The sequence below is a fragment of the Methylophilus sp. 14 genome (assembly GCF_015354345.1).
Lineage (GTDB): Bacteria > Pseudomonadota > Gammaproteobacteria > Burkholderiales > Methylophilaceae > Methylophilus.
In genome coordinates, this window is sequence record NZ_JADKYS010000002.1 from 123,535 (window position 1) to 135,512 (window position 11,978).

Sequence of the window (11,978 nt, forward strand, 5' to 3'; positions counted from 1 at the left end):
TAAGGAGTGTGCGTACTTTCGCTGCTATCGGCCTTATTCTAACAGTAAATAAATTTAAAACTGATATACTCGCAAGCGACAGGGAGATAAAACGGTGCATATTTCTGTGATGACATCTCATAATTCACAACAATATCGCGAAAAAAGCACGTGCGTCAGTGGCAAACACTGGTGATCTCGGGGAAGAGGATTTGTAGTGGCGAGTGCGCAAGAAATATCGGATTTTTTACGTCAGGTTGAAAAGCGGGCGTTCAGGCAAACTGCTTATGCAGTGCGTGATGACCATGTTGCGCTGGATATTGTGCAAGATGCCATGCTGAAACTGGCCGATAAATATGCCAGTAAACCTGTTGAAGAATACCCTATGTTGTTCCAGCGTATCCTGCAAAATACCATGCGGGATTATTGGCGCCGGCAGAAAGTACGCAACCTATGGACCACGCTGTTTTCGTCTTTTGGCCAGTCTGAGGACGAAGATTATGATCCACTGGAAACCATCGAGGTTGAAAGTGCAGACAGCAACCCCGCCGATCAACTGGAGCGGTCGCAAATCATGGCCCTGATCGAAAAGGCATTGGCAAAATTACCTTTACGTCAACGAGAAGCATTCGTGCTGCGTTATTGGGAAGAGTTGGATGTTGCTGAAACGGCATCGGTCATGGGTTGTTCAGAAGGAAGTGTCAAAACGCATTGCTCGAGAGCGGTCAGTGCGTTATCTACATTGTTAGAGCAAGCCGGGATCGGAACCCGCAAGTTACAAAAAGGAGTGAAGCCATGAGGAAACAACGTCATCTAGAAGACGACTTGCCTACCCCTCTGCGCGAAGGTGTTGAGTGGCTGAAGCAAGATGATCGCCCTTTGTCGGCTGAGGTGGAGGCGCGCCTGGCTGATGCGCGACAGGCGGCATTGCAGCAGTTCGCCAAATCAAGCCAGTCTGGGCATGCCTGGGCCGATGCGCTGTCCTGGGCCTCTTTTGGCCACCCGCGCATGGCTGGTATGGCCGCCTTGTCTGTATTTTTTGCGGTTGGCCTATTTGTCCTTTCAGCCAGCCATAACGATGATGCCATGCTGCTGAGCGATGATTTGCCGGTCGAGGCCTTTGTTGATAGCGGATTTGACGCCTGGCAATATTCAGAAAATATTTAAGTGGCCAGGCTGGATACAAGCAAATGCTGGGTGTGATGAAAAGAATAATGTGTTAATGGAACAATGAGAAATGATGCGAAATCATTCTGTGTTATTAGGGTGGGTGGTGTGGTTGATGTGTGCGCCAGTCAATGTGAATGCGGCTGATGATGAGTCCGGTCAGCGCTGGCTCGCCATGGCGGATATCGGTGCGATCAAGAATGATTTGTCCCCTGCTGATCCTGCGGCCAATGTGACTTGGTCACAGCTGACTGACCAGCAGCGCGCTGTGTTATCACCGCTGGGAGGTGAGTGGGATACCTTACGCCCATGGCAGCGTGAGAAGATGCTGGATATTGCCAAAGAGTACCCCAAAATGGATGCGCAAAAGCAGCAGCGTATTCAGCATCAGTTGGTGAAATGGAGCCGTATGACGCCGTATGAGCGTGAAAATGCGCGCAAGCGTTATCAGCAGTTCCAGAATTTAAGCCCTGAGAAAAAAGAAGTGCTGCGCAAGCAGTGGAAAGAGCATAAGCAAAAAGCGGCGATCACTGAGGGTTATGATCCTGAGTTTGATGGCGCTGAACATTAGCCTGATTGTTTTAGAGCCTGATTGTTTGGTGATCGGAATCGGATAATAAAAAACCCGCGAATATCGCGGGTTTTTTATTTGAATCTATGCAGTGATTAGTTGGCTTCGTCGCCCAGTGTTTTGCTCATTGAGAGGCCTGTCAGCACAATGCCACCCTCGTTTTGTGAGCTCAGGGTGCTGTAGTTATGCTCCATCCATTTTTTAATGCGTCTGGCATCGCCGATACGGGTCAGTTTGCCCACGGAGTCCAGCAATACCAGGATTAATGGTTCGCCTGCGATCGTGGCTTGCATGACCAGGCAGCGGCCAGCTTCACTGATATAGCCGGTTTTGGAGAGGCCGATTTCCCAGCTGCTGTTCGTGCTCTCACGCACCAATGCATTGGTGTTGTGGAAGTGTATCGGTTGGCGTCTGCTGCCCACATTCAAATCGTAGTCGGAGGTGGTGGTGATTTGACGAATCAGCGGATATTGATAAGCCGCGTGTACCATCTTGGCCAGGTCCATGGCCGTGGATACATTGTTGCTGGTCAGGCCGGTAGAGTCTTCAAAATGGGTATTCATCATGCCCAGGCTGGCTGCTTTGGCATTCATGTCCTGAATAAAGCGTGCTTTGCCGCCCGGGTAATTGGTAGCCAATGCCGAAGCAGCGCGGTTTTCTGAGGCGATCAAGGCCAGGTTCAGCATGTCTTCGCGCGTCATGGTAGTGCCCACTGGCAGGCGTGAAGAAGTCCCTTTCAGGTAATCCACGTCCATGTCGGTAATCGATACCTGGTCATTCAGGTTTAACTTTGCATCCAGCACGACCATGGCCGTCATCAATTTGGTGACTGACGCGATGGGTGTCGGCGTATCCAGGTTTTTGGAGTAGATGATTTCGTGCGTGTTCTGGTTCATCACCAAGGCTTTGGTGGAGGCGATGGATAAATTGCCATTGCTACCAGACTTGCCCTGGAATGAATCAAACATTTCTGCATCAATCGCAGGCCTGGCTGATTTTCTGGCATGCGCATGGAGTTTAACCGGGCGCATGGATTTGGTTTTTTCTGGGTTGACACGATATTGTGAAGATCGCGTGCTGTATTTTTTACTTTTGGCCGCAGAAACGGTCTGTTTTTTAGAAGGTGACTTTGCTATGGCTTGACCCGCAGGTGCGAAAGCGATGGAACACATTAGCAACACTTTAAGACAATGCTTGAAAAAACTCATAATCAACCTTCCGAAAACCCGATTCATTATTGCCCAGTTATTATTCAGAGTCAATCACTTATCGCAATTTTTTAGTGTAAAAAATTAAACAGTTTTTTGGCCGGTCTGAATAAGTTTTGGTGCGTTTCGCAGACTGTGGCACAATAATTATCCACTAAACTTTTGATTTTTAAATCATATGTCAGCAGGCTTGAAATACTTCTTTTCTAAAGACCACACTTGGGCGGCGCAGGCCGAAGACGGTGCATGGTTGGTTGGGGTTACCGATTACGCGCAGAATATGCTGGGTGATGTGGTTTTTGTGGATCCGCCAAAAGTGGGCCAATCCGTGCAGCAATTCAGTGTCTGCGGCTTGATTGAATCCGTTAAAACCGGTTCAGATATTTATGCGCCGCTGACAGGCGTGGTTCAAGCGGTCAATGAAGAGGCACTCTCTTCGCCGGAAAAGATCAACGACCATCCCTATGCCACCTGGATATTCAGGCTGGCGCCAGATGCGAGTGGTGTGGCGTCTTTGCTGGATCAGGCTGCTTACGACGCGCAGCTCTAAAAGCCATTGCGGCCCTTATTTCAGTTTTTTGATTTTGAGTGTCGTCTGATTTTGAGTGTCGGCTCGGCGTATAGCAAATCTGCCAGGTGTAAGGTCACCATTTTGTTGGATGGTGTCTGACTGTTAAATGTCAGCATGGTGTGATGGATGTTGAGGTCACGGCTGGCGAATCCTAGAAAAAACAGCATGGTCAGCATAAATGGTAGTTTGAGTGAGAGTTGTTGCATGTCGTGCTCCTTAAAGTCTTTTCAATTCAAATACATCGCTGTGCTTTTGGTGATTTGTAACGCGAATCAGGTATAATTTGCGCTTGGTGAAATTTTTCCAGCAAGTTGCCCTTCAGGTTGTGTTAACAAATGCCTATCTACGATTTTCAATGTACAGCGTGTGGTTACCAGCAAGAGCTGATGCGTAAGGTATCTGCGCCCTCTGTGGAGGCGTGCCCCAAGTGCGCGCAAGAGACCTTTAGCAAACAGGTGTCTGCCCCTAATTTTCAGTTGAGCGGTAGTGGCTGGTATGCCACTGACTTCAAAAACGGTCAGCCTGCCTCCAGCGCTAAACCTGCCGAATCTGCCAGCACAGAGAGTGCTGCCAAGTGCAACCCAGGCTGTGCCTGCCATTAAAAAACAAGACGCATGAAAAAATATTTCATTACAGGTTTGCTGGTGCTGGTCCCACTGTTTATTACGGTGTGGGTGCTTAAAACTTTAGTACAAACGCTGGACCAGAGTTTGCTGTTGCTGCCAGTGGCCTGGCGTCCAGAAGCCTTGCTTGGCGTTGATATCCCGGGCTTTGGCGTCATCTTGACCGTGGCAATTGTGCTGGCGACCGGACTGGTGGCGACCAATATTTTCGGCCAGCAGTTGATTGAGTTGTGGGAAGGCTTGCTGATCCGCGTGCCGGTGGTGAAATCCATTTACTCCAGCGTCAAGCAAGTCTCTGACACCCTGTTTTCTGATTCCGGCAATGCTTTCCGCCAGGCACTGTTGATCGAGTATCCGCGTCAAGGCTCATGGACCATTGCCTTTTTAACTGGCACCCCGGGTGGCGATGTCGCCAATCACTTGCAAGGCGAGTATGTCAGTGTCTATGTGCCGACCACACCTAACCCGACGTCAGGTTTCTTTCTGATGTTGCCCAAGTCCGATGTCGTGGAGCTCGACATGAGCGTCGATCAGGCCTTGAAATACATCATCAGCATGGGTACAGTGGCGCCCTTGCCTAAACATCATTAACCGCAACACCACTTTAACTTTATAAAATTATTATGATGCGTACACATTATTGCGGTCACTTGAACCGCGAACATATTGGACAAACCGTGACACTGTGTGGCTGGGCCCATCGTCGTCGCGACCACGGGGGCGTGATTTTTATTGATTTGCGTGATCGCGAAGGTCTGGCGCAAATTGTGATTGACCCGGATACCAAAGACGCATTTGCGATTGCTGAAACCGTTCGCAGCGAGTTTGTGTTGCGCGTGGTCTGTAAAGTGCGTGCGCGTCCTGAAGGCACCGTGAATGCTAACTTGCCAACTGGCGAAGTCGAGATGCTGGCGACTGAAATTGAAGTGCTGAATGCTTCATTGACGCCACCATTTATGCTGGATGACGACAACCTGACCGAGACCGTGCGTCTGGAACATCGTTATATCGACCTGCGTCGTCCTGCCATGCAGAAAAACCTGATGTTGCGCTACAAAGTGGCTAAAAACCTGCGTGACTACCTGGATGACAACGGCTTTATCGAAGTGGAAACACCGATGCTGACACGCTCTACACCAGAAGGTGCGCGTGACTATCTGGTGCCATCCCGTGTGCACCACGGTATGTTCTTCGCCTTGCCACAATCTCCGCAATTGTTTAAACAGTTGCTGATGGTGTCCGGTTTTGATCGTTATTTCCAGATCACCAAATGCTTCCGTGACGAAGATTTGCGCGCGGACCGTCAGCCAGAATTCACCCAGGTCGATATTGAAACATCGTTCCTGGAAGAAAATGAAATCATGGACATCGTCGAAGAGATGATTCGCCGCATGCTGAAGAAAATTCAGGATGTCGACTTGCCGGCCAAATTCCCACGCATGCCTTTCGCTGAAGCCATGAACCGCTACGGTTCAGACAAGCCAGACATGCGCGTGACACTGGAAATCACAGAGCTCAGCGATGTGATGAAAGATGTCGATTTCAAAGTGTTTGCCGGTGCGGCCAATATGGCGGGTGGCCGCGTGGCTGCGATCCGCGTGCCTAACGGTGCGGCTATTAGCCGTTCAGAGATTGATGCTTACACTGAGTTTGTCAAAATTTACGGTGCCAAAGGTCTGGCGTATATCAAGATCAACGACATCACCAAACTGAACGAAGAAGGCCTGCAAAGCCCAATCGTGAAGAATATTCACGTCAATGCGCTGCAAGCGATTATTGAGCGCACGGGCGCACAAAATGGCGACATCGTGTTCTTCGGTGCCGATAAAGCCAAAATCGTTAACGAAGCGCTGGGTGCCTTGCGTACCAAAGTCGGTCACGAAAAAGGCCATGTCGATGGTCGTCAGTGGGCGCCATTGTGGGTGGTGGATTTCCCGATGTTTGAACATGATGAAGAGGCTGACCGCTGGGTCGCCTTGCATCACCCGTTCACCGCACCTAAAGATGGCCATGAAGATTTGCTGGTCAGCAATCCTGGCGCATGCTTGTCTAAAGCTTATGACATGGTGCTCAACGGTTGGGAAGTGGGCGGCGGTTCAGTGCGTATCCACAAACAAGACATTCAGTCCAAAGTGTTTGATGCACTGAAAATCAGCAAGGAAGAAGCGCAAGAGAAGTTTGGCTTCTTGCTGGATGCGCTGCAGTACGGCGCGCCTCCGCACGGCGGCCTGGCTTTTGGTCTGGACCGTTTGGTGACCCTGATGACCGGTGCCGAGTCTATCCGTGACGTGATCGCTTTCCCGAAAACCCAGCGTGCGCAATGTCTGATGACCAATGCGCCAAACGAGGTGGACGAGAAACAACTGCGCGACTTGCATATCCGCGTGCGTCAGCAAAACGTCGCTGGCAACTAAGCCGATCGGCCTCGGTGACCAGCATGGGTGACCGGCCAGTGCAGGGAAACAAAGCGCGTCTACCAGGGGTAGGCGCGTTTTTTATTGGAGTGAATGCCTGAGGTGGCGCATGATGGATATCCGCAGTTATATACGCACCATTGCAGATTACCCTAAAGCGGGGATCCAGTTTCGTGATATCACGACCTTGCTCAAGGATGCGGCTGCTTTTAATGCCACGATTGATGCCCTGGCGCTGCATTATGCTGATCTCGCCCTGGATAAGGTGGTTGGTATTGAGGCGCGTGGTTTTGTGATTGGTGCGGCTTTGGCGAGCAAGCTGGGACTGGGCTTTGTGCCAGTACGCAAGCCTGGCAAGTTGCCTGGCGCGGCCATTTCACAAAGCTATGCGCTGGAGTATGGTGAAGATGCATTAGACATCCACTTGGATGCTATTGCTGCAGGCGAACATATTTTGCTGATAGATGACTTGATCGCAACTGGTGGTACGGCCCTGGCAGCGGTTGCGCTGATCCGCCAACTGGGTGGTGTGGTAGAACATGCTGGTTTCGTCATTGACTTGCCAGACTTGGGCGGTTTGCAACATTTGCAGGCAAATGGCGTCCAACCCTTTGCCCTGTGTCAATTTGAAGGCCATTAGTTTTTGTACTATATTGCGCAGATTGTTTGCACACACTTTTTATACGGCACTCATTAGATTGGAAAATCATGCCATTGACAGGAATTGATCATGTCAACTTTCGCACAGACCGCGACACCATGCATCTGTTGCGCGACTTTTATTGTGACGTGTTGGGCTTGACGGTCGGTAAACGCGTGGCGAGTACCACTTATGGCTACTGGCTGTATATAGGCAAACAGGCCGTGGTGCACCTGGCAGAATACAAAACTGCCGAGCCGCCACAGCTGCATGTGCATGGCACTTATGATCATGTGTCATTTAACTGTAATGACATGGCAGCCATGGAGGCCAATCTGCAGGCACGGGGCGTGACTTACACCACGCGCATCCTCGCCAATGGTATCCGCCAGATTAATATGCGTGACCCGGCGGGCAATGGCGTGGAGCTGAATTTTGCTGAATATGCCGACCCAAACTACGAAATGCGGCCTTCCGGTGACCCAAGCAAGCTGGCTTGAGTCTGTGTGTGATGCGCATCACATATTGTCGTTGGGCTTTCGTTAGACAATTATTTTCATGCAAATTAAATCAATGATTAAAGATGGGGGAAGATCATGAAAAATAGATGGATGATGACAGTAGTCGGGCTGTTGGCCTTGGGTGTGAGTGGCCTGGCGCAGGCAGAAGCCGACCCTAAATTATGGGCGGTGGTCAAAGAAGCCTTTTTTCCCAAGCGTGATATTCAGGAAGTCGATTTCCTGAAAATTGAAGCACCCCGCCGCGCTGAAAGCGGTGCCCAGGTGCCGGTGACGCTGATTTATGACAAGGCCGCCGCCAATGGCGTCGCGCTTAAAAAACTCTATGTGATTGTCGATGCCAACCCGATTCAACTGGCTTCAACTTATCACTTAACCGACATGCTCAACGGCTTTCAAATGGCCACCCGTATCCGCCAGGAAACGGATTCTTTTGTCAGGTTGATTGGTGAAACTGCCGATGGCAAGTTGTATATGGGCAAGCGTGAAATTCGCGCCGCGGGTGGCTGTGGCGGCACCGTGGACAATAATGAAGCTGAAGTGCGCGCAGCCGCAGGCAAAATCAAGTTAAATGTGGATGCGCCCAAGTTTGGTGAGCCGGCCACGGCGACGTTTAATATCCGCCATGTCATGCGTACCGGCTTGCAGCGCGACCTGGTCTCGCAAGGCTATGTCCCTGCGTTTTATATCAACAAAACAACGTTTACCTACAACGGCAAAGAAGTGATGACCGTCGATGTGGGGGTAGGGACTAGCGAAGATCCTTATATGAAATTTAGCTTTGTGCCGGACGCACCGGGCAAGCTGGAAGTAGTCGCCACGGATAATGAAGGGAAAACCTTTACGCAAAGTCTGGATGTACACAGCTAGCAAAAAATGAGACAGCCAGGCCTCTTCGGAGGCCTTTTTTGTTTTATGGCAAATGACTTTTTCGGCAAGGTGCTAAAATAACCGCTTTGGGGAAAGGGACAAAATGAAAAGTTTTCGTAAAGAGTTGTGGTTTAACATTTCGGCGCGTATGGACTTTAAAAACATTACGCAGGATGTGGTGGCGTGCGTGCGTGAAAGCGGTGTGAGAGAAGGTCTGGTGCTGATCAATGCCATGCATATTTCCGCCAGCGTGTTTATTAATGACGACGAGCGTGGCCTGCACCATGACTACAAAGTGTGGCTAGAGAAACTGGCGCCGCATGAGCCAGTGAGTGGTTATCGCCACAATGATACCGGCGAGGATAATGCCGACGCGCACATCAAGCGCCAGATTATGGGCCGCGAAGTGGTGGTGGCCATTACCGAAGGCCAACTGGATTTCGGTCCGTGGGAACAGATTTTTTACGGTGAGTTTGACGGCCGCCGTAATAAGCGTGTGTTGGTGAAAATTATCGGTGAATAAAGAGTGATGAAGTGTCCTGAGTTATTAGCCCCGGCGGGTGACCTGGACCGCATGCGTACGGCATTTGATTATGGTGCGGATGCGGTATATGCGGGCCAGCCGCGTTACAGCCTGCGGGTGCGTGAAAATGATTTTTCGATGCAGAATCTGGCCATTGGTATTCAGGAGGCGCATGCGCGCGGCAAAAAGTTTTTTGTCGCCAGCAATATTTCTCCGCACAATGCCAAGGTAAAAACCTATATGCGCGATATGGCGCCGGTGATCGAGATGCAGCCGGATGCCCTGATTATGGCCGACCCTGGCCTGATCATGATGGTGCGCGAGCAATGGCCAGAAATGCCTATCCATTTATCTGTCCAGGCCAATGCGGTCAATTACGCCTCGGTGAAGTTCTGGCAGCGCATGGGGCTAACGCGGGTGATTTTGTCGCGCGAATTGTCCCTCGATGAAATTGCTGAAATCCGCCAGGAATGCCCAGACATGGAACTTGAAGTGTTTGTGCACGGCGCTTTGTGCATTGCCTATTCTGGTCGCTGCCTGCTGTCTGGCTACTTTAATTCGCGTGACCCCAATCAAGGCACCTGTACCAACAGTTGCCGCTGGGATTACAAAGTGCATGATGCGCAGCCAGATGCGGCAGGCGTCATTCGTTTGCAAGAATTTGACTTTCAGGCGGAAATGGAGAAATCCAGCCTGTCGTCTTGTGGCTCCTTGCCACGCCATCCGGCGGCCGATCAGGTCTATTTGATTGAGGAAAAAGGCCGTCCCGGTGAGTTGCTGCCGATGATGGAAGACGAGCACGGCACTTACATCATGAACAGCAAAGACCTGCGCGCAATTGAGCATGTGGAAAAGCTGATTGCACTGGGCGTGGACTCACTCAAAATTGAAGGCCGTACCAAGTCCCGTTACTACGTGGCCCGTACCAGCCAGAATTACCGCCAGGCAATTGATGATGCCGTGGCCGGGCGCCCGTTTGACTGGCGCTTGCTGCGGGAGTTGGAGAACCTGGCGAACCGTGGTTACACCGATGGTTTTTATCAGCGCCACCATACCGCCGAGCATCAGAATTACGTGCAGGGGCATTCCAGTGCAAACCGCAGCCTGTATGTGGGCGATGTAGTGGAGTATGACGCCGAGCGCGGGCTGGCTTCAATTGAGGCACGCAATAAATTTGCCGTGGGCGACAAGTTGCAACTCATCCATCCTAGCGGTAATCGCGATATTGTGGTGGAGCAGTTGTTTGATAAGCGCGGCGAGCCGGTACAACAGGCAGCGGGCAGTGGTCACTTTGTAAAGTTGCCTATTGCCGCGGCTGCGCTGAATAATGCGATGGTCGCCAGATACTTATAAGACGGCTTCAGCGATTGAAAAGGGGAGCTTGGCTCCCCTTTTTCTATAGATGCTAGCTATGGATATAGCTTTCCAGTTGCTTGATCAGTTCCTGCTGGTAACTGATGGTTTCCTTGAGAATGTCGCCGATAGACAGCATGCCCAGCATTTTGCCATTGTCTAGCACCGGTAAGTGGCGGATGCGTTTATCCAGCATGGTACTCATGGCTGATTCCACCAGTTCTGTTGGTTTGCCAGTGATGACCTTGTGCGTCATCACATCACTGATGGGGGTGTTTTTTGAGGATCTGCCCTTTAGGATGACTTCTCGCGCATAGTCGCGTTCCGAGAAAATGCCGACCAGTTCGCCGTCCTTAATCACGGCCAGCGCACCAATTTTATATTCCGCCAGAATGACGAGTGCGTCATAAACAGGGCGGTTGGGCGCTATGCTGATCATCCCCTGATGTGTTTTCTGATTGAGTACTTGTTGAAGAGTCTTCATCACTGCCTCCTTTCATTTTCACGGATTAATAATATACACCTATGTTGTGAGTAGTAACATATTTGTTTCACTCGTCTGTATTTGTCTTGACATAATTAGCTAGCTAACTATAATGAGGCTAATTATGTTGCAACTTAGAGATCTCCCTACCCAAGAAGTCCTGCAGCGGTTTGCCCAACGGTACCCCGCCGCGGATGTGACTGCTATTGCCAGCTTTTTAATGCTGCTGCGTGTGGCGACGGATTTGTCGGTGGCGCTTGATGCTTGCCTGAGCAAGCATGATTTGCTGCAAGGGCGTTGGTGGGTGCTGATTTTACTCATGCGCGAAACCGACCTGACCTCGACGCCATCGGTGCTGGCAGAAAAACTGGGTGTGACGCGTGCCACGATGACGGGGTTGCTCGACGGCCTGGAACAGGGCGGTCTGGTGCAGCGTATCTCGGTGCCCGAAGACCGGCGTAGCGTGAAAATCAAGCTCACCGCAGCGGGCCAGGCCAAGCTGGATGCCGTGATGCCGGATTACTACACGCGCTTACGGTTATGCATGCAAGGCTTAAGTGAGCAGCAACGCAATGATTTGCAAGCCATTTTAGGCGTGATAGACCACGGGATGTCCGCCTGGGATTTTAATCAGTCAATTTAGTTTTTTAATGAAGGAGTTTCACCATGGCAACTGTTGTAGATACTTTAATCGCATTGAACCAGCAATTTGACGCCGCATTTAACAGCAAAAACGCGCAGGCGATTGCAGCTTTGTATGCTGCTGATGCGATTGTGATGCCAGCACCTGCTGGTGCCGTTGTCAAAGGCCGCCAAGCGGTGGCTGAGTTCTTTGGTGGCTTGATTCAAGCTGGCGTGATTGAACATGCATTAACCATGAAAGAAGCCATTGTGACTGACACGCTGGCAACGCAAACGGGCAACTGGGCTGCTGCTTTGATTGGCGAAGATGGCGCTAAGCAGCAATTTGGCGGCAATGTGCAAGTGGTATTCCAGAAACAAGCTGATGGCCAATGGTTGGCAGTGACACATATCTGGAATTAACACACACGCAACA

The 11,978-nt window shown here is 50.8% G+C and carries 17 protein-coding genes; 14 read left to right on the forward strand and 3 right to left on the reverse strand.

The features are described from left to right. The first annotated feature begins 196 nt into the window (after window positions 1-196). The 3 genes from INP78_RS05685 (at window position 197) to INP78_RS05695 (ending at window position 1,717) form a co-directional block, all read left to right on the forward strand. Window positions 197-778: an RNA polymerase sigma factor gene (locus tag INP78_RS05685; RefSeq protein WP_194741244.1), complete on the forward strand. Its 582-nt coding sequence runs from the start codon at window positions 197-199 to the stop codon at window positions 776-778. Next, entirely contained in the window at window positions 775-1,146 is a 372-nt protein-coding gene (locus tag INP78_RS05690) for a DUF3619 family protein (protein WP_194741245.1), read from the forward strand. Before INP78_RS05685 ends, INP78_RS05690 begins: the two co-directional genes overlap by 4 nt. 73 nt (window positions 1,147-1,219) lie before the next feature. Next, entirely contained in the window at window positions 1,220-1,717 is a 498-nt protein-coding gene (locus INP78_RS05695; protein WP_194741713.1) for a DUF3106 domain-containing protein, read from the forward strand. A 95-nt stretch (window positions 1,718-1,812) separates the two neighbouring features. On the opposite strand, the gene pbpG is transcribed toward INP78_RS05695, so the two are convergent. After that, window positions 1,813-2,889 (reverse strand): D-alanyl-D-alanine endopeptidase, encoded by a 1,077-nt coding sequence (gene pbpG / locus INP78_RS05700; RefSeq protein WP_194741246.1) that lies wholly within the window; start codon window positions 2,887-2,889, stop codon window positions 1,813-1,815. 214 nt (window positions 2,890-3,103) lie between these two features. Between pbpG and INP78_RS05705 the strand changes: the two genes are divergently transcribed. After that, window positions 3,104-3,475 (forward strand): glycine cleavage system protein H, encoded by a 372-nt coding sequence (locus INP78_RS05705; protein WP_194741247.1) that lies wholly within the window; start codon window positions 3,104-3,106, stop codon window positions 3,473-3,475. A gap of 20 nt (window positions 3,476-3,495) precedes the next feature. On the opposite strand, the gene INP78_RS05710 is transcribed toward INP78_RS05705, so the two are convergent. Then, window positions 3,496-3,702 (reverse strand): hypothetical protein, encoded by a 207-nt coding sequence (locus INP78_RS05710; RefSeq protein ID WP_194741248.1) that lies wholly within the window; start codon window positions 3,700-3,702, stop codon window positions 3,496-3,498. A gap of 129 nt (window positions 3,703-3,831) precedes the next feature. Here INP78_RS05710 and INP78_RS05715 point away from each other — a divergent pair, with 129 nt between their 5' ends. The 8 genes from INP78_RS05715 (at window position 3,832) to yegQ (ending at window position 10,437) form a co-directional block, all read left to right on the forward strand. Beyond that, window positions 3,832-4,098, forward strand: coding sequence for an FmdB family zinc ribbon protein (locus tag INP78_RS05715; RefSeq protein ID WP_194741249.1), 267 nt, complete (start codon window positions 3,832-3,834; stop codon window positions 4,096-4,098). 12 nt (window positions 4,099-4,110) lie between these two features. Then, window positions 4,111-4,710, forward strand: coding sequence for a DUF502 domain-containing protein (locus INP78_RS05720; protein WP_194741250.1), 600 nt, complete (start codon window positions 4,111-4,113; stop codon window positions 4,708-4,710). 32 nt (window positions 4,711-4,742) lie between these two features. Beyond that, window positions 4,743-6,533 (forward strand): aspartate--tRNA ligase, encoded by a 1,791-nt coding sequence (aspS, locus tag INP78_RS05725; RefSeq protein ID WP_194741251.1) that lies wholly within the window; start codon window positions 4,743-4,745, stop codon window positions 6,531-6,533. Window positions 6,534-6,645: 112 nt separating this feature from the next. After that, a complete protein-coding gene (locus tag INP78_RS05730) occupies window positions 6,646-7,173 on the forward strand; it encodes an adenine phosphoribosyltransferase (protein WP_194741714.1) in 528 nt (175 codons plus the stop codon). A gap of 68 nt (window positions 7,174-7,241) precedes the next feature. Continuing rightward, window positions 7,242-7,673, forward strand: coding sequence for a VOC family protein (locus INP78_RS05735; protein ID WP_194741252.1), 432 nt, complete (start codon window positions 7,242-7,244; stop codon window positions 7,671-7,673). 96 nt (window positions 7,674-7,769) lie between these two features. Next, on the forward strand, window positions 7,770-8,561 hold the full coding sequence (locus tag INP78_RS05740; RefSeq protein WP_194741253.1) for a quinoprotein dehydrogenase-associated SoxYZ-like carrier: 792 nt from the start codon (window positions 7,770-7,772) through the stop codon (window positions 8,559-8,561). 103 nt (window positions 8,562-8,664) lie between these two features. Continuing rightward, window positions 8,665-9,084 (forward strand): secondary thiamine-phosphate synthase enzyme YjbQ, encoded by a 420-nt coding sequence (locus INP78_RS05745; protein WP_024930884.1) that lies wholly within the window; start codon window positions 8,665-8,667, stop codon window positions 9,082-9,084. Window positions 9,085-9,090: 6 nt separating this feature from the next. Further along, window positions 9,091-10,437 carry a tRNA 5-hydroxyuridine modification protein YegQ gene (gene yegQ, locus INP78_RS05750; protein WP_194741254.1) on the forward strand — a complete coding sequence of 449 codons (1,347 nt, stop codon included), beginning with the start codon at window positions 9,091-9,093 and terminating at the stop codon, window positions 10,435-10,437. A gap of 52 nt (window positions 10,438-10,489) precedes the next feature. Here the strand turns inward: yegQ and INP78_RS05755 are convergent, their stop codons facing one another. Next, a complete protein-coding gene (locus INP78_RS05755) occupies window positions 10,490-10,921 on the reverse strand; it encodes a CBS domain-containing protein (protein WP_194741255.1) in 432 nt (143 codons plus the stop codon). 124 nt (window positions 10,922-11,045) lie between these two features. Here INP78_RS05755 and INP78_RS05760 point away from each other — a divergent pair, with 124 nt between their 5' ends. Beyond that, complete coding sequence (locus INP78_RS05760; RefSeq protein ID WP_194741256.1) at window positions 11,046-11,564, forward strand: MarR family winged helix-turn-helix transcriptional regulator; 519 nt, start codon at window positions 11,046-11,048, stop codon at window positions 11,562-11,564. A 23-nt stretch (window positions 11,565-11,587) separates the two neighbouring features. Beyond that, window positions 11,588-11,965, forward strand: a complete 378-nt coding sequence (locus tag INP78_RS05765) for a nuclear transport factor 2 family protein (protein ID WP_194741257.1) — start codon at window positions 11,588-11,590, stop codon at window positions 11,963-11,965. The last annotated feature ends 13 nt before the right edge of the window (window positions 11,966-11,978 follow it).